The following is a 21,044-nucleotide window of genomic DNA, read 5'->3' as shown; positions in this document are numbered from 1 at the left end:
GCAAAAATACTGCAAGGAAAGTAAATTGTTTGTTGTGAATTTCACATCAAACAATTTATTACAGCACCTTAAATATGATTTGCTGCAATAAATTGTTAACTATATCTAATTTCAAAAATAAAAAACTAGGGGGAAGAGAATTTATGCAATTTCAACTAACACAGGAACAGGCAGACATTCGTAAAATGGTTCGTGAATTTGCCGAGAAGGCCATAGCGCCGACTGCGGCTGAACGGGATGAAAAAGAGTTGTTTCCACGCGATATTTTTGACAAAATGGGCGAATTGGGAATTATGGGCCTGCCCTATCCGGAAAACTATGGCGGCGCAGGCAGCGACTTTTTGAGTTACGCGATTGCCGTTGAAGAGATTTCGCGTGTTTGCGGATCTACGGGAATTGGTCTTTCCGTTCACGTATCTCTCTGCGCCTGGCCGATTTTTAAATACGGCAACGAAGAACAGAAACAAAAATTCCTGCGCCCGCTTGCTGAGGGTACTAAGCTCGGCGCCTTTGGTTTGACAGAGCCTAACGCCGGTACTGACGCCGCTGCGGGATCGACTGTAGCCGTAAAAGACGGCGACAGCTATATTCTCAATGGCACAAAAGTATTCAATACCAACGGTGGCGAGGCTGAAATTGAGGTGATTATCGCCGCCACCGATAAAGCCGCCGGCCCGAAGAGTATGAGCGCATTCATTGTCGAGAAAGGAACACCGGGTCTTCGCTTCGGCAAAAAGGAAGTTAAAATGGGGATTCGTTCTTCGGTACAACGGGAAGTAATCCTGGAAAATTGCCGGGTACCGGCAGCCAACCTGCTTGGCAAGGAAGGAGACGGCTTCAAAATTGCCATGACGACCTTGGACGGCGGGCGTATTGGGGTTGCGTCCCAGGCTGTCGGGCTGGCGCAGGGGGCCCTTGAGCACGCAATCCGGTACTCCAAGGAGCGGGTCCAGTTTGGCAAACCAATCGCCAGCAATCAGGGAATTTCCTTCATGCTTGCCAATATGGCAACCAAAGTGGAAGCCGCCAGGCTGCTGACTTACCAGGCTGCTTATAACAAATCCAATCACCTGTCCTATGCGAAAGAAGCGGCAATGGCTAAGATGTTCGCCTCAGATACGGCGATGTCGGTTACCACCGATGCCGTTCAGGTATTTGGCGGCTACGGTTTCAGCCGGGAATATCCGGTCGAACGCTTTATGCGGGATGCTAAGATCACGCAAATTTATGAAGGCACCAATCAAGTTCAGCAAATGGTCATTGCCGGTTCAATTTTAAGGTAATAGCCTATACAGGCGGGGAACAGGAGGATTCTTTTATGAGCGAATATGCGAATTTGTTATTTGAAGTTGAGCAGGGCATAGGGGTTGTCAGTATTAACCGGCCGAAGGCCCTGAATGCCTTAAACGGTGCCACCATTCACGAGCTTGATGACTTGTTTACCAAGCTGGCAACCGACAGCTCGGTAAAAGTGGTGATTTTAACCGGAAGTGGTGAAAAATCTTTTGTAGCCGGTGCGGATATTACGGAGATGCAAAATATGTCCGCAATGGAAGGCCGTAATTGGGGAAAGGTAGCCCAGGCCGTATTCAATAAAATTGAAAACCTGCCGCAACCGGTTATTGCCGCCGTTAATGGGTATGCGTTAGGCGGCGGCTGCGAACTGGCAATGGCCTGTGATATTCGCATCGCCTCGGAACAAGCTAAATTTGGTCAGCCGGAAGTTAGCTTAGGAATTCCCCCCGGATTCGGCGGTACTCAGCGGCTGCCGCGTCTGGTAGGGAAAGGGCGGGCAAAAGAGCTCCTGTTTTGCGGTGATATGATCGATGCGGCGGAAGCCTATCGTATCGGTTTAGTCAATCAGGTTGTTGGCGCTGAAGAGTTAATGAATGCAGCCAAAGCGATGGCCGGGAAAATTATAACCAGGGCTCCGCTGGCCGTGAAAGTTTGCAAAGCGGCTGTGAATGAAGGACTCGACATCGATTTGGAATCCGGTATGGCCTATGAAGCCGAAGTTTTTGGTCTTTGTTTTGCAACCGAGGATCAGAAAGTGGGAATGAGGGCCTTTGTCGAAAAGCGCAAACCTAATTTTTGTGAAAAGTAGCCGTAATGTGATAAATTATGAAAGCGCAGACATTGTCTGCGCTTTCATTTACTTGAAATCGTTACAAGGAAGATACTTAAAGATTATTAAAAATTCGCTGTAAATAGGTCCGCAACAATTGCATGTCCTCGGCGCTGGAGTCGTGAAGCATTTGGTTTTCAACAGATTGCATGACCTGTAGCATAGCCGGTTTCACCTGTATCCCCTTTTCGGTCAGAATAATCTGATAGGAGCGGCGATCATGAGGGGAAGGGACCCGGCAGACAAGTCCGGCGCGCTCCAGACGGTCAATAAGACCGGTTAGGGTTGAATTATCCAAGTAAGTGTTTTTGCTTAGTTCGGATATTGGAATATTGTCCTTTTTGTAAAGTGCATACAGTACAACCAACTGGCCGGGAGAGATCTCCAGGGCCGCCTGCTCCAGTAACTTTTTTGTGTATAAGAAGTGTTTCTGTTCTGCTTTGGCTAAAAGCACACAGATGCTGTCGAAAATTTCGAGCACACGCTTCACCTCATTATTCTATATTTTACCTGACGCATCAATTTAAAATAAAATAGTGTGCATACAAAATAATTTTATACGTTTCTGATAATTTGTCAACTCAACTGTATGTTCAAATATTTGAAAACCAAATATGTCAGAAGGATAAACAAGATGGGGCAGACCTAAACGGTGTTAGGCCGACCCGTCTTTGGTATAACTGTTAGGGAGTAATTATACTTCCTGCAATTTCATATTAGAATTCTATAGTTCAGCTTCTGCTTGTGATGCGATACGACGGCAAGAACTTGAACACAGCGAAAAGAAGAGCTAAAAAGGGAGTTGAATATTCTAGCGACTAACAGTATAATGTTAGTTATAATAACTAACAAGAGGGAATACAATGAATGATGACAATATGCTAACTCAAGATAGAATTTTATTGGCTGCCAGTGAATTATTTCAGGAAAAAGGCTTTCATCCAGTCTCTATGAAGAATATCGCTTGCCAGGCCAACGTCAGTGAGATGACAGTATTTCGCCATTTTTCTTCCAAAAAACAAGTATTAGAAGCCGTTATAAGAAGAATGGCTTATATACCTTCTTTGAAAGAAGTATTTGAAGGCAAAATTTGCTGGGAGTTAGAAACTGACTTGCTGTTAATTAGTGAAACCTACCAAAAAATTATGGCAGACAATCGCGCCGCATTTTTAATCACCTTGCGGGAAGAGAAGACCATTCCGGAAATTAGCGAGTTTATACAGCAAGGGCCACCGCAATTTAAGGCCTTTTTGCAAAATTATTTCAGTGCGATGCTGGAAAAGAAAAAAATAGTGGAAAGTGATATCGAGTCTTTGGCATTGGCTTTTATGGCAATTAATTTTGGTTATTTCTTTTTTAAGGCCTGTGGGCATAATATGGTAAGTATGGCCGATAAACAATATATTGAAACAGCAATTCATTTGTTTGCCAAGGGGATAAAAATGTAATTTTTTTTAGAGCACATGTTAGTTAGTATAACTAACATGTGCTGGAGTAAGATGGCTAGTTTGAAAGGGATGAGAATAGTTCATGAATTTGAGACAGAAATCATTGCGCGTGGGAATTGTATTTTTAGGATTGCTTTTGATTGGCGGGATGCTATTGGTGTTTACAGGACGTGATGTTGTGACCTTGGCACTCGAAAAGAAAGAAGGTATTTTGACGGCCGAGCAGGTTAAAATTGCTTTTGAAAATATCGGTGGCAGGTTAGTGAACGAAGCAGTGAAAGAATCCCAGGAAGTAAAAAAGGGCGATATTCTCATGGCGCTTGACAGCACCGATATTGATCTTGCCATAGAGCGCCTGCAAACACAAATTAATCAAATGGAAGCTCAAATCAGTCAATTAAGCGGCAGCATTGAGATCGGTTTGGCCAAAGCTTCAACCAGTGAAATACAGACATACCGGCAAATCGAACAGCAAAAAATGGCGCTGGATGCCGCCAAGGCTACATATGATAACCAACTGCTGACCTATAATCGCAAAAAGACATTAACGGCTTCGGGGGCCGTTTCGCAGTCTGAACTGGACAGTGCCCAGATGGCTTTGGATGTTGCCAGTGCCAATGTTGGGCAGCAGCAGCGCCTGCTTGAAAAAATGCTGGCAGGCTCCGGCGAAGTCGCAAGAGAACAGGTGTTGACAAGCGGTAATGCCAGTAATATTTATCTGCCTGACATTGATCATCAGCGTCAGGATTTGGAAAATAACAAATTTGGTGTGCAAAGTCTTCAACAACAAAAACAAAATTTATCCGTCCAGCTTAAAGAATTGTATGTTAAAAAGGAACGTTTGACATTACGGGCCTCAGAAGATGGCAAGATACTTAAAATCATTGCTAAACAGGGGGAAATGGTTTCGCTGAATGCGCCGGTTATTCTGCTGGAAAGCAAGCGTTACTATTATGATATTTATCTTGACGAGCAACAAGCGTCACGTCTTAAACGCGGTGATGAAATTAACGGCAGTTCCATAGCCGGTCACCAGTCTGTTAAAGGGATCATCCGCTTTATTACAGCCGCACCGGGTTTTGCTGATTTAAAAATGAGCCGGGAAAAAGGCCAGGCCGACCTTGCCGCATTCCAGGTCCGGATTTATGTGGAGCCGCAGGAAAACTTGCTGCCTGGCATGACAATTGGGGTGAACCAAGATGCATTCCTTAAAAGATGAGATAGCTTATTTGTTTTCCGGCAGAGGAATGCCCTACCATAAAGTTTCCATAATGGTTGCTTTAGTTGTCACAATCGCGTTTACGGCCGTTTTTTCCAATAATTATATTAAAGACGGTAAAGTTGCGGTAATAGATCTGGATAATTCGAAATTCAGCCGGGAATTCATTGAAGAAATGAATGCATCTCCCTACATCCGGATCAAGGAGGTTCTGAATGTCCCCGTCGATCCTAAACAACTTTTGCATCAAGACCGTAACATTGCCGTTATATACCTTCCAGACGGTTTTGAAAAGAATGGCTACAGCAACGCTGTCAATAATATCGGGGTATTTTATGATAATACCAATGCGGCGCAAAGCGCCAGCATTCGAAGCGGACTCAATGCTATCGTAGCGATGCATAATCAGAAAATCGGGTCAGCACAGATCCAGGCACTTGGCTTTAACAGTGAACAAACATCAGCAGTTATGAACAATATTTCCCTTAAAGAACGTTTGCTGTTTAATCCAACGGGTTCTGCCAGCAATTCAACCACATTGGGTTTTTTATTTTTCTTTAGTTCCATGTATTTTGTTTTTGCCACGATTGGCATAATCTCCCGTTTGCGCCTGGAAGGTAAATGGAATGAACAGCTTCTGGAAACAAGTCCTTTTGAACTAATGCTACGGCTTATTCCGTATGCCATTTGTCTAACAGTGTCTCTGGTGGCTGGCTTGGCAATTTTACGGATTATAGGCGATTTGAGCTTTATGGGTAATTTTTTTGTATTGCTATTATCCATAATGCTGCTGGCTGCATCTGCCGGCCTGATGAGCATGCTTTTTGGCTGGGGCGCCGCCAATCCGGGAATTGCGGCCAGCAGAATGATTTTATTTTTGCCAGGTGGTTTTATTCTGGGCGGCATGACAAGTCCAATCGATATATTACCCTCCTGGGTCCAAGTTGTATTTAATGTGTTCCCGTTGGTGTGGGAATTCCGCTTTACAAGGGACATCATATTGCGGGGAGCAGCGTTTATGGATACTGCCCAGGAGTTTGGCGGGTTTATGATATATACGGGCGTACTTGCCTTGCTTGTATGTATACGGTTTTATCAGGAACAAAAATCAGTATTGGCGAAAAAAAGCGCCAATGCAAAAGAGTCAGTGCCGGACGCGGGCCGATAAAGCTGCTATTGCTTGGCGGCGTAAGCAGCTATGTTCTAAAGCATGCACCCTGCCCGGTATTAGTTCAATAGAAAATGAGCTTTTTCCATAAAGGTTTCCATTGAGAGTATGATTGAACCAGTACAGAAATATTGGTAGTGAGAAGGAGCCGGGGCAGAATGGCTAAAAAGGAAATGTTCGTTGGTTTAGTGTTAGCAGTTCTCATGGTGTCAGCCCCAGTCTTTGCAGCTGATGCTGTATCTTTGACATTAGAGGAAAGTACTAATTTAGCCCTTAAGAATAACAACCAGATAAAGGCTTCTGCCAGCGGGGTGGAAGTAGCCAAATGGAACTTGGAAAAAAGCAAAGGGGAAAAAAATATTTCAATTGATTTGGCGCATACAACTTCTAAGATAGGTGGCGAATACTGGCGGGTTTTTTACATTGATCAGTCGCCCTCGAACTACTTTATCAATTCTGTTTCCGCCTCGCTGCCGCTTTACAGCGGCGGGCGGATCGAGAATACCATCAAGCAGGCTGAACTTAGCAGCAGAATGAGTGAGTTACAGCTTCAAAATACCAAACAGGAAATAAAATACGAGGTAACGCAAAGTTACTACAATATTTTAGCCTGCCAAAATTTCCAGCAAGTGAAGGAAGAGTCGGTAAGTCAGCTTGCAGAGCATCTTAAGAATGTAAAAGCTCAGTATGATGTTGGCAACGTTACCAAAGCAGATATACTTCGCTCGGAAGTAGAGTTGGCCAATGCCACGCAGGGGCTGGTGACAGCTAAAAACAATACTCAACTCGCTATGTCCATATTTAACAAAATAGTTGGACTACCCATTCAACAAACGGTTACGATTAAAGATTTTCTTGGCTATGAGCAGCATAATTATAATCTAGGAGATTGCATATCCTATGCCTTACAGCACCGGCCCGATTTTATTGCTTCGCAAAAAGCGGTTGAACAAGCGGAAGCCGGAGTCAAAGTCGCTGCCGCTGATAAAAAGTTGAATGTATCAATGGATGCATTGTACAGCACATATGACACTAAACTCGATGAATTTGGCACAACACAGTGGATGGTTGGGGTAACGGCACGCTTAAACCTTTTTGACGGAAATGTAACACGGGCCGGCATCAAAGCCTCTAAAGGGGTGCTTGCCCAATCTCAATATAATGAACGTGACATGGAGGCTGCCGTTGAGTTGAGTGTCCAAGAGGCCTATCTAAACTTGACAAAGGCTGAAAGTAATACTGCAACTAACAAAGTGGCAGTCGAAAAAGCCACGGAAGACTTCGCGCTTGCGCAAGCGCGATATAGTGTCAACCTTGGCACTAATTTAGATGTAGTAGATGCTCAGGTAGCCCTTACTGCGGCTAAAAACTCTTACATACAATCCCTTTATGATTATAATGTTAGTAAGGCTGCCCTTGATAAAGCTATGGGAAAAATCTAATGCTGCCGCTATTAACTGGATTTTATGAGCCGTATTTGGACCAAATGGTTCGTAACCTACAGTGTGCCTGCCACCCTCTGCAAGCGTGTCCGCAAGAAGCTGGGTTCATTTCTCTTTTGGCGTAGAAAGCTTTAATTCAGTAATAAAATTAATAAAAGCTTGTGCGGCCCTGGATAAATACTTGTCTTTTTTCCAGGCTAGTCCAAAATCAAGGTATAAGGGATCGGCAAGGGGGATGGATACATAATTTATTCCTTTATTTGCAATAGCAGCAATTAGAAAACATACTCCAACCCCTTTTTCCACTAAGCCTTTCATAGTTTCAATCTGGTCTGATGCTACAAGAATATTTGGCTCAAATCCGTGCTTCTTACATTCATCGAGGATAATGCGGCGATTATACGCGCCCTCCTTGAATAAAATAAACGGCTCATCTTTTATATCCATGAGAGAAATAGCCGGATAGTTCGCAAACGAATGCGATAATGGCAGGCAGGCAACAATTTCTTCTTTGGATATTACTAAGGTTTCAAGGAGCGGCGAGGGCTGATAGAGATTTACAATTCCCAGGTCAAGTTCGCCCCTCTCCAATAATTGACGTATATCGAAAGAACTTTCCTCAACTGTAGAAAGCTGTAAAGCCGGGTAGAGTTTATTAAAACTAGCCAGTATTTCGGGAAAGAGATATGAACCGATCATTGGCGGCACACCAACTTTGAGTGTGCCTTTTTTTAGTTGGAGGTAACTATTTATTTCTGCAACGCCATCCTGTAACAGGTTTAATGCGTCAGATACTTTTTGAACAAAAACACGCCCTTCGGCGGTTAATGAAAGTTGTTTCTGGCTGCGGTCGAAGAGTAAAATACCCAATTCGTCTTCTAGTTTCTGAATCGCTAAAGTAACTGTCGACTGGGAAACATGCAATTGTTCAGCCGCTCTGGTAATATTATTTGTCTTAGCTACCATCTGGAAATATTCTAATTGCCGCAATTCCATAAGAACCTCCGGAATAATTGACTGGATTAATTCTATCATTATGATTATATATTTTTCATTAATGAAAATACACTCTAAACTATTAATCAATAGAGATTTAATTAACAGAAAGGCGGTAAATATGACTAGCATTAACAACCTAAAAATTGTTGAAACAGTACTGCGCGACGGACATCAGTCTTTAACTGCCACTCGTATGCGTATCGCAGATATGATTCCAGTGTTGGAACAACTGGATAATGTCGGCTATCATGCGCTGGAGGCCTGGGGCGGAGCAACCTTTGACAGTTGTTTGCGCTTTTTAAATGAAAATCCCTGGGAGAGACTAAGGACCCTAAAGTCACATCTTAAAAAAACTCCAATCCAAATGCTGTTAAGAGGCCAGAATATTCTTGGATACCAACATTATGCAGATGATGTAGTCACTGAATTTGTTAACCGCTCTGTTGACAATGGTGTAGATATTATACGAATTTTTGATGCATTAAACGATGTACGTAATTTAGAAGTTGCCATGCAGGCGGCTAAGAAGGCCGGCGCCCATGTTCAAGGGGCGGTCGTTTATACGATTAGTCCTTACCACACAGATGACAGTTTCCTAAAAGTTGCTAAGAATCTGGTGGAATTAGGAGTCGATTCAATTTGCATCAAGGATATGTCCGGACTGCTTGCACCTTACAACGCTTATAATCTTATCAAAACCTTTAAGACAGAACTTAGCGTTCCCATAAATTTGCATACCCATTACACGAGTGGTATGGCTTCCATGACTTATCTGAAAGCGTGCGAAGCCGGGGTAGATATTCTCGACTGCGCTTTGTCTCCGTTTGCTATGGGGACGGCGCAGCCTGCAACTGAGGCAATAGTCGCTGCTCTGGATGGGGCAGAACGAACTACCGGTATTAACAAAGAGCAGCTATATCCGATTGCTGATTATTTTCGCGGCGTGAAAAAGGAGCTGGCTGAAGCCTTTGCCTTAAATACGGCGATTGATATTGACACAAAAGTGCTATCTTTCCAAATTCCAGGCGGCATGTTATCTAACCTGCTAAATCAGCTGCAAGAGCAAGGGGCTGCGGATAAATATCCTGAGTTGCTGGAAGAAATGCCTCGTGTACGGGCCGAATTAGGCTATCCCCCCTTGGTAACGCCAACTAGCCAGATGGTGGGTTCTATGTCTGCATTTAATGTAATGGTGGGACGCTACAAAATAGTGCCCAAGGAAATACGTGATATGGTACTTGGCAAATATGGCTCCGCACCGGCGCCCATCGACCCTGAAATTCAGAAGATTATTATTGGCGATGAACAGCCTATTTCCCACCGCCCGGCCAACGATATTCAGCCACAGCTGGACAAACTGCGGTTGGAACTAGCGGAAAAAGGGTTCCCGGGAGCAGCTATTGAGGATGTCTTATCGTATGCATTATTTCCAGAAGTGGCGCTCAACTATTTTGCCGCCAGAGCTACGCCTCGAGTATCTGTCGAAGATATGGTGGCATTTTGTTAGTATACATCCGCTTAAAAGGTCACGCTCGACGTGGCTTTTTTTTATCCGCCCCATAATTCATCGAAAATTTCAGAATTGAATTAATCAATTATATCATTGTGAATATATATTTTTCTTTAATGCATATTGGCAGTACACTATACGTAGATGATCTCCAATAACAATAATCCGCTTCAAAGTTGTTCATGCCGCTACTTTCGCGGTATAACACGATACGGCTCAAGCTGGGGGAGATCAACTTATCGTAGCAAAAATAGGGAAAGTATGTTGTTTACGCGAAAAATAAACTGAAAATTCTAACTAATATAAGTGATTTTTTCATTTTATTAGCTAGGGTATTGGGGGGAGCATTTATCTAAAACTAATGGGTGAAGCGTAAATGGTATTGGTCTTGTAACGGAATATGTACCAATTCGACATGTGGAAAACTTTGTATTACGAGGAGGTATGTCATGATTACAGTATTAGCCTATGCAATGATCATTGCTTTTCTAGTGCTATTGACGAAACGCAAGCTAACGGTGTTTACAGCTCTTATTCTCGTTCCGGTTGTATTTGGTGTTGCAGCCTGTTTAGTTTTGGACAAAGACTTATTTTTAATATTGGAATGGATCAAAAACGGTCTTTTCTACAGCGTTAACCCGCAAACCAAAGCCGTAAAAATGGGCGTTATGTCCGGACTGGTCTTAATTCTGTTTGCCATCTTGTACTTTGGTGTCATGCTGAAAGCCGGGTTATTCGATCCGTTATGTATCTATTTTATTAAAAAGGCCAAGGGCGATCCGCTCAAAATAGCATTGGCAACCGTTATGGTTGCCAGCATGGTTACTCTTGACGGTGATACTACCACCACAATTGTCGTGTGCACATCTGCGTTGTTACCTCTATGGAAACGGATGGAGATGAAATTATCTTATCTGGCGATATTGATTACCATGCCGATCGGTATTTTCAATCAGTTGCCGTGGGGCGGTCCCCTGGTTGCCAATGCCACCGCACTAGGCGTTGAGATGGGGCCTCTATTTGCGAAAATTCTCCCGGGTATGCTGGTGGCTGAAATATATGTCATCATTGCTGCTTATTTAATCGGTAAAAGAGAAAGAGCCAGACTTAAATACGATCCTGCCGATGCAAACCTTGTTACACCGGAACACATCGAGGAAATGGTCGCCTCTGTAAAAAATTTTGAACCGGATTTTAAACGGCCGCAGTACTTCTTGTTCAATCTTGCTTTGACAGTAATCCTGGTTGGAATGCTGATCGCCGGTGTAGCGCACGGCGGCGTCCTGTTCATGGTGGGGGCGGCAATTGCTCTCGCGGTTAACTATGGGCTCGAGGAACAGATGGAATTAGTCAGAAACTGTGCTTCCGATGTTTTGATCCCATCGCTGGCTACATTTGCGGCCGGGGCATTTACCGGTATATTGGGAAGCAGCGGCATGTCAACGGCAATTGCCCAAAGCATTATCAATATTATCCCGCAGTCAATAGGCTTGCATATGGCGCCTATTTACGCGGTCATTGCCGCCCCGGCTATTTGTTTCCTGCCGCAAGATGCTTTCTATTTTGGTATCGCTGCAATTATTGCACCGGTAGCCGGCCAGTTAGGAATTTCAACTGAGCAAACAGCAGTAGCTTCCATGGTGGGACAGGCCTTTCGCCTGGCAAGCCCTGTTATTCCGGCGCTGTATCTACTATGTGAGCGAACAGAAATGAACTTTGTTGATTATCAGAAGTTATTCTTCATCTGGACTTGGCCGGTACTTCTTATCTATTTATTCATGCATACAGTAACAGGCGCTATGCCTTTTTAATCAATTTAGCTAAACGGGAGGTAATACCATGAACAAAGAGCAAATGATTCAATCAATGACAGACATAATGGCCAAATTTACCGGCTATATGGGAAAGCGGTTACCGGATGATGTTATGAGCAAACTGCGTGAACTCAGGGAACAAGAAGATACCTATCTGGCAAAGGTAGTATATGACTCCATGTTTGAAAACCAGGAAATCTCCGATAAACTGGATCGTCCCAGCTGTCAGGATACCGGCGTAATACAGTATTATGTTAAAGCAGGCTCAGAATTCCCTTTACTCGCTGAAATACCGGAAATTTTACGAAATGCTGTGCTTGAGGCAACCAAAGCCGCCCCGCTTCGCCATAATGCTGTAGAAATTTTTAAGGAGAAAAATACCGGCAACAACACAGGCGAGCGTGTTCCCATTATTAACTGGGATATTATCCCCAATTCGAAAGCTGTTGAAGTTGAAGTTTATATGGCTGGCGGCGGCTGTAGCCTTCCCGGGCAGGGTAAAACGCTTATGCCGGGGGAGGGATATGAAGGTGTTGTCAAATTTATTTTTGATGTAATGACTTCCTACGGGATTAACGCCTGCCCGCCGCTGTTGGTAGGGATCGGTATAGCCGGATCAATTGAAGTCGCAGCCACACTATCCAAAAAAGCATTGTTCCGTCCGATTGGTTCGCGCCATCATGATGAGAGAGGCGCCGAAATGGAACTCTTAATTGAAAAGGGTCTCAATGATATCGGCATTGGACCGCAAGGGTTATCCGGCAAGAACTCAGTCATGGGCGTTCATATCGAGTCTGCAGCCAGACACCCGTCCACTATCAGCGTCGCCATTTCAATCGGTTGCTGGGCTCACAGGCGAGGCACCATCCGGATAAATGAAGATATGTCTTACGAAATTATTTCTCATAAGGGGGTAACGCTGTGAAAAAAGTTTTGACAACTCCGATTAAAAATGAAGATCTGGAAAACATAACAGCCGGCGATGTGGTTTACCTTGACGGATATCTGATAACTTGCCGCGACGTAGCCCATCGCCGCTTAATTGAACTGGGCAGGGAGCTGCCTGTGGACCTGAACGGCCTGGCGATATTCCACGCAGGTCCTATTGTTGCCAAAGATGAAGATGGCAAATGGCAGATGATCTCTATCGGACCTACCACTAGTATGCGGATGGAGAAGTTTGAAAAAGAGTTTATAGCGCAAACCGGTGTTAAACTGATTATCGGCAAAGGCGGTATGGGCCCGGAGACAGTTGAAGGCTGCAAGACCCATAAAGCGCTCCATGCGGTATTTCCCGGCGGGTGTGCTGTTTTGGCAGCAAATGAAGTTGAGGAAATCGAAAGAGTAGAATGGGAAGACTTGGGTATGCCTGAGTCCCTGTGGGTATCCCGGGTTAAGAATTTCGGCCCGCTCATAATTTCAATCGATGCCAAAGGAAATAACCTTTTTGAGAAAAACAAAGCAGTATTTAATGAGAAAAAAGGACCGATTGTTGAAGAAATCTGCAAACAGGTAAAATATATTAAGTAAAACCATTAAGGGAGGCCTCAAGTGGAGCCTCCCTTGAATTTATCCTATTCTCCGTTCAGTGATTAGCATCCAGTACTTGCTTTACTTTTTATCACGGTACTTACTGCGGTGGTAAATTCCAACACATTAACAGGCTTTTGCAGGTAAAAATCAACGCCGCTAAGGTAAGCTTGCTCAATGATGGATGTATTACTGCAAGCGGATATCATTATACAGGAAATTTGACTATTGGAAACAGCAAGCTTTTTCGTTAATTCAATGCCGCTTTGTCCCGGTAATAGCAAATCAATTATTACAATATCTGGCCGGCATTTATGAATAAGGGACTCAGCCTCCAATCCGTCACTGCAACTGGCTGCTATTACTCCTAAATGATATTTGTTTATTATGTTACTTATACATTTGCAAAAACCACGGTCATCGTCAATGATCATAAAGCGCATTTCCAATTGAATTCACCTTATTCCCTGTCGGAAGTGGACTTAACGTATTTTATTTCAGGAGCATTCTAATTGCCATTACCAGCAGGAGAAAACCTGTAAAAACCTTAATTCTGCTTTGTATCTTAAAGTCGAGCAAATAATGGCGTACTTTGAAAATCAAAGCTATTATTATGGCGTACCATGCTAATAATAAGCTCACAAAGACCAGCGTTAAGAATAGGGATTGCATGAATAAACTATGATCGAGATTCATGTATTGCGGGTAAATGGATAAAAAGATGAACGACGTCTGGATGTTTAACACGTTTGTTGTAAATCCCTTGGTAAAGGATTTACTGCCCATTTCCGACGCAGGTTCACTGTTTGCGGCGGTTGCAGTAAGGTTGTCAGCCGTTACATTGCGTAACCGGTAAGCGCCGATTATACTTGCAATTGCCAAATATGCCAGGTAGCCGCTCCCAAGCACCTTAAATAAGCTAAGGAGACTGGGTGAATTCATGATAATAAGAGCAATTCCTAAACCGGATAAAGAAGTATGAACAAACATGGAACTGGCAATCCCCGCCACATTATAGATAGCTGCTTTATGGCCGAAGTTCAAGCCTGATTGGAGCACCAGCACCTGATTAACACCGGGAGTTACTATCATTAACATCATAACAATGATAAAGGAATACAGCTCATTGCTGCCGATTGGCAAAATCACGCAGGCCCCTCCCTTTTACATAGCTTTGTTGTTGCATGTCCGGCCTTTTATAGATTTGTTGCAATTATAGCACAGTCCAAACTATAATAAAATTATCAAATTTGTATACTTTGTATATTGAAAAGGTATACCAGAGATGACTGTATGGATATCCGGGACCATCGCTGCTCCGGGGATACTCGCTATCTGCCGCATTAGGGTATTATCCGGAAGCGCCGGTGGCAGCCCTGCTTGGTACCGGGCAGCAGCGGACCGGGGTTGAAATGCTCGGTTATCTGTTCTATATCGTCGACCGCAATAAAACCGGTCTTCCTTATTTAAGCGCTCCGGAGGCTAAAGATGACTGGCTGCGTCAAGCCTTAACGCCTGACGTGATCGTGCGTCTTGCCGAAACAGCCTATGAACGATATGGGTTTAAAGATTTTAAGCTCAAAGGAGGTGTGCTGGCGGGTGAAGAAGAAATAAAAGCAGTGACTGTCCCCTGGCTGGAAGTTCGCTAACAACCGGCCTTGCTGTGCCGTTCTTAAAGGGTTTTTGACGCCTGTTCTGGCGGCGCAATAAGTGTTTTTAACACTATAGGAAATCCAAAAATGATTTTGTTCCAAACAGGGTGACAGTAACGCTTCGGCTGGCACTTAACCTCCGCTTGTACTGACATCCTGCCTGTAAATCTTTTTTGGATACTATATATATCAAAGTAAGGAGAATCCGAAAATGAAAATTGGCTTTATTGGACTGGGAATCATGGGGAAGCCCATGAGCAAGAATTTGCTCATGGCTGGCTATGAATTGGTGGTTTTGGACAAAAACCAAAAAGCAGTGGATGAAGTTGTAGCCGCAGGCGCTAAAGCCGCCGCGACTCCTAAAGAAGTTGCGCAACAAACAGATATAATCATTACCATGCTGCCGAATTCCCCCCATGTAAAAGAAGTCGTTTTGGGCGAACATGGTATTATTGAAGGCGCTAAAAAAGGCGCGATTGTGGCTGATATGAGTTCTATTGCTCCTTTGGTCAGCCGGGAACTGGCGGAAAAACTGGCGGAAATAGGCGTAGAGATGTTGGATGCACCGGTGAGCGGCGGCGAACCGAAAGCCATTGACGGTACTATTTCGGTTATGGTTGGCGGTAAACAGGAAGTTTTTGATAAATGCTATCCTGTATTAAAGGCGATGGCCGGTTCTGTGGTGCGTACCGGTGATATCGGTGCAGGCAACATCACTAAATTGGCCAACCAGATTATTGTGGCCCTTAACATTGCGGCCGTTTCCGAAGCTTTGGTTCTGGCCAGTAAAGCAGGGGTTGAGCCTGAACTCGTTTATCAGGCCATCAGAGGCGGTCTGGCAGGCAGCACCGTATTGGATGCGAAAGCTCCGATGATGATGGACCGTAATTTTAAACCCGGCTTTAGGATTAATCTGCATATTAAAGATTTAAGTAACGTATTGGAAACCTCTCATGAAGTCGGGGTGCCGTTGCCTTTGACCTCCGCAGTTATGGAAATGATGCAGTCGCTTAAAGTTGACGGCCTGGATCAGGATGATCATAGCAGCTTGGTGAGATATTATGAGAAACTTGCCAAAACCGAAGTAAAACGCTAAATTGTGTTACTAAATAATAAAAGACCGTGCTGAAACGCTTACATTTCAGCACGGTCTTTTAAGTGTCTTTGGCTGTTTCTAATGCGAGAATGCCGGCTGCCGGAGGGGAATGAAAAAAGTGACTATAGCGGGCTCAGTCGATGTAGCGGCTGATTTTTTCTTGTAGACATTGGGCAGCAGAAGAAACATCCTGGCGATGATGGATTTGTTGCAATTATTGCACAGCCTGAACTATAATGAAATTATTAAATATATACGCTTTGCATAACGAAAAAGTATATAAAGAGGTGTCTGCATGGATATCCGGGAAATGAGATATTTCTATACAATTGTGGAGGAAGGAAATATAAGCAGTGCCTCCAGGCGGCTAAATATTGCGCAGCCGGCCCTAAGCCGACAGATGAAGCAACTGGAGGATACCCTTGGAGTCCAATTATTTGAACGTGGCAGCCGTAGAATAAGATTAACCGAGGCCGGGCAGTTATTACGTGAGCGGGCAGAACAGATTTTAGGTTTAGTCGACGGTACCATGAAGGAGATGACTGAACTTAATTCAGGCCTGGGCGGGACAATATCGATTGGCTCGGTGACGACATCCGGGGCTGCACTGCTGCCCGGTTTGATTAGCCAGTTTCATGAGTCATATCCGAATGTCACCTTCCAAATATGGGAGGGGGATGGTTTTCGGATTTTAGAGCTTTTGGACAGCGGAGTAATCGAGGTTGGTATCATACGGGCTCCTTTTGACTCGGATGTTTATGAATCCATCACTCTCCCTGAGGAGCCTTTAGTTGTCGCTATGAAAAGAGATAAATGCTATTGCGGGGAAAATCCTGAAACTGTCCGCCTAATTGAGCTTGCCAACCAGCCGCTCATTGTTCCGCTGCGGTGGAAGGCGATGTTTGTGGAATGGTGCGCAAAAGCGGGATTTGTCCCGAAAATAGTTTGCATAAGCGATGGAATTGTGCTTAATATCCTCTGGACAAAATTAGGTATCGGCATGGCCTTGGTTCCTAAGTCCACCGAGGGGCTGATTGCCGATGCATCCTTGTTATACAAAAAAATTATTGAACCCTCGGTGTCAGCACAAACAGTCATTGTCTGGCTGCGAAACCGTAAGTTGTCGGCCAGCAGCAAGCACTTCCTGGATTTATTGCGAGGTATGGCCCAAAATTAATTTGTTTCAATTATCTAAACTAAGATGTCGGTGGCAGCTTTGTTTAGCAGGAGAAATCAAGATCGGAGAGAATGAAACAGAAAAAATGAGGTGATTACTATACGCTATACACTGAATTTGCAGGGGAAGATTGTTTTACTGGTTTGCAGTGTCGTATTGGTAGCGCTGTTAGCTACGAATTGGCTCATTTCCAAGAGTGTCGCTGAAGATATAACTGAACAAATGGGGCGAACCGTATTGTATATAGCGCGCACCATTGCCCATTCGGATGTTGTTGCCGAAGGATTAGCCGGCGTTCGCAAGGAAAGTGATATTCAAGACTACGCTAACTCTGTACGGAGTCTAACCGAATCTGCTATTGTGGTCGTTTTTGATATGAATGGAATTCGTAAATCGCACCCTGACGAAACGTTGTTAGGGACCCATGTTATCGGTGGCGATGAGGAGCCGGTGCTTAAAGGCGAGGAGTACCTTTCCTTTGCCACCGGCACAGTCGGGCCATCGCTTAGAGCCTTTACGCCGATAAAATATAATGGCCAACAGGTGGGAGGCGTAGTAGTCGGTATCCGTGTAGACGACATTGAGCGTGCGGTGGCTGAGAACCGTAAGCGGATTTTTATTACTATGCTTCTAGGCATGACAATTGGTATAACCGGGGCTATTTTATTGGCCAGGAGCATAAAACAAACACTGCTTGGGCTTGAGCCGGCAGGGATAGCTAAATTACTGGAAGAACAAAATGCCATGCTCCATTCGGTAAAGGAAGGTATTTTGGCGGTCGATTTGTCAGGGCGAATAACATTGGCTAATGAGGCTGCAATTAGTATGCTGTCTGCAGGCGGGACTACCGGTAATCCAATTGGCAAAGAAATTGATACCTTTGTACCTAATAGTGGTTTAACCCGTATTCTGAAGACGGGTATATCTGAACTCCATCAGGAGCAAGACTTAAATGGTATACACATTATTACCAACAGAGTGCCGATATTGGTTAACGGTAAAATTGTTGGCGCTATAGCCACGTTTTGGGATAAAACAGAAATAAACCAGTTAGCAGAGGAGCTAACTGGCGTTAGAAGTTATGTAGAAGCCTTACGGTCACAGGCCCATGAATTTATGAATAAGCTCCACGTTATTCTGGGGTTGGTCCGGCTGGAATGTTATGATCAGCTTACAGATTACATTAAGCGTCTTGCTGACGATCAGGAAGCGGAAGTTTCTTTTATAAGTAAGCGGATCAAGAACCCCGCTGTAGCTGGTCTTGTGCTGAGTAAACTCAGTAAATCACGGGAAATGGGTGTCTCTATGACAGTCGACGAAGCCACGCTCATGCCGTCTGAGCCCGAGATAGTTATTAATCATGAACTAGTGACTATTCTAGGCAACCTGATTGATAATTCGCTGGAGGCTGTTCAGTCTGCCTCGGAGAAGAAGGTATCTCTGGCCATTAACACTGATAATGACATGATTACCATTCAGGTACGGGACAGTGGCCCCGGGTTGGGACCGGATGTAAAGGAACATATCTTCAAAAAAGGTTTTTCTACAAAAGCTGACAATCGCGGATTTGGCCTGTATTTGGTAGACAGCAGCGTAAAAAGGCTAAATGGCCGGATCGAGTTTAGCACATCCGCGCAGGGAACGGAAGCGGTTGTAGTCATTCCCGCTAAGCAAGGAGGCAAATCAGTATGATTCAGGTACTTATTGTAGAAGACGATCCAATGGTTGCCGAACTTAACCGCCGGTACCTGGCGAAGATCGAGGGTTTCCAGGTTAAAGGGGTTGCCGGCAGTTACCGGCAAGCGCTTGAATGCTTGAGTACTGACAAAATTGATTTAGTTTTAGTTGATATCTTCATGCCAGGTATGAACGGCCTGGAACTGCTCGCTAAAATAAGGGAAGTTGGGCATGGCGTGGATGTCATTATGGTGACAGCTGCTCGGGATGCTGATAGTGTAAAACAAGCATTACGCCTTGGGGCAGTGGATTATTTAATCAAGCCGTTCGAATTTGAAAGACTGGCTATGGCTTTACAAAAATATAAAGCCCGGGTAGACGCTATTCATAGTCGTGAGCTGGTATGCCAGCGTGATATTGATGCCCAGTTTCTGGAACGTCCCACGCGCGGCAGCTTGCCAAAAGGCTTAGATAAGAATACGCTGCAAATGATCAAAACGATGATTGATAAGTCAGGCGCTGCTTTCACAATCGAAGAACTGGCCAAGCAAGCCGGCATTTCGCGGGTAACGCTCAGAAAATACCTTGATTACCTGGTCGACAGCGGCAGATTAACTATTGAGTTAGTCTATGGCCCTGTCGGCAGGCCTGTTAACAGGTACGTGCCCTGTCAATCAGAATAGGATTCACTAACTGCGGGCTGTTGCTTGCAGTTTTTATTTGCAATAACTTTTAAAAACTTTAATAAAGTATAAAGGTTTTGGGCCATCAGTTATTATGAATTCAGAAAAGCCTTAATCTGCGAAATTTTCAAAGCCCGCAGATGGGGGCCGAAATAAATCAAAAAGGAGAATTTTCATGAAAACAGAAGCCCAAAACGCTGCTTCCACTACCAGGGAACATCCCTTTATGGCTTTTAAAATCGGCCCGCTGCCGCTACCCATCTATCTTATTTTAGCTGCCATTATCTTTGCGGCATCGGTGTATGGGAAACTCCCGGCCGACATGATCGGCGGCATAGCCGTAATGATGGTCATGGGGATGCTGCTGGGGGACATCGGCTTGCGAGTACCAATATTAAAGGAGATCGGTGGTCCGGCAATTCTATCTATTTTTATTCCGTCCGTCATGGTATTTTACAATCTTATTAATCCGGCTTCGATGAAGGCGATCACTGCCTTTATGAAAGGTTCCAACTTCCTTTATTTCTATATTTCCTGCTTAGTAACCGGCAGTATTTTGGGTATGCAGCGAGTAGTCCTGGTACAAGGCTTTCTCCGGATGTTCGTACCGTTATTGGTAGGTACGGCCGCATGCATCGCGGCTGGCGTGGCTGTTGGCACACTTACAGGTATCGGTGCTTACCGCTCGTTTTTTTATGTAGTCATTCCCATTGTCTCCGGTGGTGTCGGGGAAGGAATATTGCCGCTGTCCATGGCTTATGCAGAAATTACCGGCCTTACTAATGATAAATTTATACCTCAGCTTGTGCCTGCAGCTATGCTCGGAAACGTGTTTGCAATTATGGCTGCCGGCTATTTGCGGCGGTTGGCTGAAAGGCGGCCGGAACTTTCCGGCAACGGCGTACTTGTCAAATCCGGAGATGACGATCTCATCCGGGCTGCCCAGTCAGCTGAAAAACCAGTAGACTTCTCTTTAATGGGAGCCGGTTTGGTTCTGGCAATGAGCTTCTTTGTCTTTGGACAATTGGCCAACTTGTTTATTCCTATTCCTGCACCCATCATTATGATTTTCTCGGCCGCTCTTATCAAAGCATTTGGCATTATGCCCGCCAAGATGGAGCAAGGCGCTTATCATCTGTATCGCTTCATTACCAGCAGCCTGACCTGGCCGCTGCTGGTAGGTGTAGGCGTATTGTATACTCCGTGGAAAGACGTGATAGCTGCTATTACGCCGGCATATATTGCAACTTGTTTCGCTACTGTGGCAGCTATGATTACTTCCGGTTTTTGTATTGCCAGGTATCTTAAGATGTATCCAATTGAATCCGCTATTGTTACCGCCTGCCATAGTGGCTTAGGCGGAACAGGCGATGTTGCCATACTTTCGGCTTCTAACCGGATGGAACTGATGCCTTTCGCCCAAATCTCCACCCGTATTGGCGGAGCCTGCATGGTCGTCATCGCGGCGATAGTAATGAGGATGTTAGGCTAATCAAGCAAGGAG

Annotated in this window: 20 protein-coding genes and 1 pseudogene; 17 read left to right on the top strand and 4 right to left on the bottom strand. The window is 44.6% G+C overall.

Annotated elements, in window-relative coordinates; all coding sequences use genetic code 11:
- Window positions 1–143 precede the first annotated feature (143 nt).
- Together SATMO3_RS27050 and SATMO3_RS27045 are read left to right on the top strand one after the other, a co-directional pair.
- Window positions 144–1,283, top strand: a complete 1,140-nt coding sequence (locus tag SATMO3_RS27050; RefSeq protein ID WP_371373632.1) for an acyl-CoA dehydrogenase — start codon at window positions 144–146, stop codon at window positions 1,281–1,283.
- Between the two features lie 35 nt (window positions 1,284–1,318).
- Entirely contained in the window at window positions 1,319–2,104 is a 786-nt protein-coding gene (locus tag SATMO3_RS27045) for a short-chain-enoyl-CoA hydratase (protein WP_371373629.1), read from the top strand.
- Window positions 2,105–2,180: 76 nt separating this feature from the next.
- Here the strand turns inward: SATMO3_RS27045 and SATMO3_RS27040 are convergent, their stop codons facing one another.
- Window positions 2,181–2,606 carry a MarR family winged helix-turn-helix transcriptional regulator gene (locus SATMO3_RS27040; protein ID WP_371373626.1) on the bottom strand — a complete coding sequence of 142 codons (426 nt, stop codon included), beginning with the start codon at window positions 2,604–2,606 and terminating at the stop codon, window positions 2,181–2,183.
- 382 nt (window positions 2,607–2,988) lie between these two features.
- On the opposite strand from SATMO3_RS27040, the gene SATMO3_RS27035 reads away from it, so the two are divergent.
- The 5 genes from SATMO3_RS27035 to SATMO3_RS27015 all read left to right on the top strand — a co-directional run bounded on the left by SATMO3_RS27035 (window position 2,989) and on the right by SATMO3_RS27015 (window position 7,402).
- On the top strand, window positions 2,989–3,573 hold the full coding sequence (locus SATMO3_RS27035; RefSeq protein ID WP_371373623.1) for a TetR/AcrR family transcriptional regulator: 585 nt from the start codon (window positions 2,989–2,991) through the stop codon (window positions 3,571–3,573).
- A gap of 82 nt (window positions 3,574–3,655) precedes the next feature.
- The gene (locus tag SATMO3_RS27030) at window positions 3,656–4,792 is read left to right on the top strand and encodes an HlyD family secretion protein (RefSeq protein ID WP_371373620.1); all 1,137 of its coding nucleotides are present in this window, start codon (window positions 3,656–3,658) and stop codon (window positions 4,790–4,792) included.
- Window positions 4,773–5,960 carry an ABC transporter permease gene (locus SATMO3_RS27025; protein ID WP_371373618.1) on the top strand — a complete coding sequence of 396 codons (1,188 nt, stop codon included), beginning with the start codon at window positions 4,773–4,775 and terminating at the stop codon, window positions 5,958–5,960. The genes SATMO3_RS27030 and SATMO3_RS27025 overlap by 20 nt, the downstream gene beginning before the upstream one ends.
- A gap of 8 nt (window positions 5,961–5,968) precedes the next feature.
- A complete protein-coding gene (locus SATMO3_RS27020; RefSeq protein ID WP_371381808.1) occupies window positions 5,969–6,031 on the top strand; it encodes a universal stress protein in 63 nt (20 codons plus the stop codon).
- Window positions 6,032–6,118: 87 nt separating this feature from the next.
- Entirely contained in the window at window positions 6,119–7,402 is a 1,284-nt protein-coding gene (locus SATMO3_RS27015) for a TolC family protein (protein WP_371373615.1), read from the top strand.
- Between the two features lie 105 nt (window positions 7,403–7,507).
- Here SATMO3_RS27015 and SATMO3_RS27010 read toward each other — a convergent pair whose 3' ends face one another.
- Window positions 7,508–8,398 (bottom strand): LysR family transcriptional regulator, encoded by an 891-nt coding sequence (locus SATMO3_RS27010; protein WP_371373612.1) that lies wholly within the window; start codon window positions 8,396–8,398, stop codon window positions 7,508–7,510.
- A 121-nt stretch (window positions 8,399–8,519) separates the two neighbouring features.
- Here SATMO3_RS27010 and SATMO3_RS27005 point away from each other — a divergent pair, with 121 nt between their 5' ends.
- The 4 genes from SATMO3_RS27005 (at window position 8,520) to ttdB (ending at window position 13,255) form a co-directional block, all read left to right on the top strand.
- Window positions 8,520–9,908 carry a pyruvate carboxylase subunit B gene (locus tag SATMO3_RS27005; protein ID WP_371373609.1) on the top strand — a complete coding sequence of 463 codons (1,389 nt, stop codon included), beginning with the start codon at window positions 8,520–8,522 and terminating at the stop codon, window positions 9,906–9,908.
- Window positions 9,909–10,360: 452 nt separating this feature from the next.
- Window positions 10,361–11,722, top strand: a complete 1,362-nt coding sequence (locus SATMO3_RS27000) for a citrate:proton symporter (RefSeq protein WP_371373605.1) — start codon at window positions 10,361–10,363, stop codon at window positions 11,720–11,722.
- Window positions 11,723–11,750: 28 nt separating this feature from the next.
- Window positions 11,751–12,650, top strand: a complete 900-nt coding sequence (gene ttdA, locus SATMO3_RS26995) for a L(+)-tartrate dehydratase subunit alpha (RefSeq protein ID WP_371373603.1) — start codon at window positions 11,751–11,753, stop codon at window positions 12,648–12,650.
- Window positions 12,647–13,255: a L(+)-tartrate dehydratase subunit beta gene (gene ttdB, locus SATMO3_RS26990; protein ID WP_371373601.1), complete on the top strand. Its 609-nt coding sequence runs from the start codon at window positions 12,647–12,649 to the stop codon at window positions 13,253–13,255. The genes ttdA and ttdB overlap by 4 nt, the downstream gene beginning before the upstream one ends.
- A gap of 62 nt (window positions 13,256–13,317) precedes the next feature.
- Here the strand turns inward: ttdB and SATMO3_RS26985 are convergent, their stop codons facing one another.
- Window positions 13,318–13,698 carry a response regulator gene (locus tag SATMO3_RS26985; protein WP_371381807.1) on the bottom strand — a complete coding sequence of 127 codons (381 nt, stop codon included), beginning with the start codon at window positions 13,696–13,698 and terminating at the stop codon, window positions 13,318–13,320.
- A gap of 49 nt (window positions 13,699–13,747) precedes the next feature.
- Window positions 13,748–14,404 (bottom strand): LysE family translocator, encoded by a 657-nt coding sequence (locus tag SATMO3_RS26980; RefSeq protein ID WP_371373599.1) that lies wholly within the window; start codon window positions 14,402–14,404, stop codon window positions 13,748–13,750.
- A 194-nt stretch (window positions 14,405–14,598) separates the two neighbouring features.
- On the opposite strand from SATMO3_RS26980, the pseudogene gudD reads away from it, so the two are divergent.
- The 6 genes and pseudogenes from gudD to SATMO3_RS26950 all read left to right on the top strand — a co-directional run.
- Window positions 14,599–14,880, top strand: a pseudogene (gudD, locus tag SATMO3_RS26975) (glucarate dehydratase); the annotation flags it as partial.
- Window positions 14,881–15,091: 211 nt separating this feature from the next.
- Window positions 15,092–16,003 carry a 2-hydroxy-3-oxopropionate reductase gene (garR, locus tag SATMO3_RS26970; protein WP_371381806.1) on the top strand — a complete coding sequence of 304 codons (912 nt, stop codon included), beginning with the start codon at window positions 15,092–15,094 and terminating at the stop codon, window positions 16,001–16,003.
- 295 nt (window positions 16,004–16,298) lie between these two features.
- Complete coding sequence (locus SATMO3_RS26965) at window positions 16,299–17,180, top strand: LysR family transcriptional regulator (protein WP_371373596.1); 882 nt, start codon at window positions 16,299–16,301, stop codon at window positions 17,178–17,180.
- Between the two features lie 90 nt (window positions 17,181–17,270).
- Window positions 17,271–18,872, top strand: coding sequence for a DcuS/MalK family sensor histidine kinase (dcuS, locus tag SATMO3_RS26960; RefSeq protein ID WP_371373593.1), 1,602 nt, complete (start codon window positions 17,271–17,273; stop codon window positions 18,870–18,872).
- Window positions 18,869–19,540, top strand: coding sequence for a response regulator (locus SATMO3_RS26955; RefSeq protein WP_371373591.1), 672 nt, complete (start codon window positions 18,869–18,871; stop codon window positions 19,538–19,540). The genes dcuS and SATMO3_RS26955 overlap by 4 nt, the downstream gene beginning before the upstream one ends.
- Window positions 19,541–19,715: 175 nt before the next feature.
- A complete protein-coding gene (locus SATMO3_RS26950) occupies window positions 19,716–21,032 on the top strand; it encodes a 2-hydroxycarboxylate transporter family protein (protein WP_371373588.1) in 1,317 nt (438 codons plus the stop codon).
- Window positions 21,033–21,044: the final 12 nt, after the last annotated feature.

This window comes from Sporomusa aerivorans (assembly GCF_041428895.1).
GTDB lineage: Bacteria > Bacillota > Negativicutes > Sporomusales > Sporomusaceae > Sporomusa > Sporomusa aerivorans.
The sequence above is the reverse complement of the archived record's forward strand: the minus strand, read 5'-3'. Positions and strand labels throughout refer to the sequence as shown.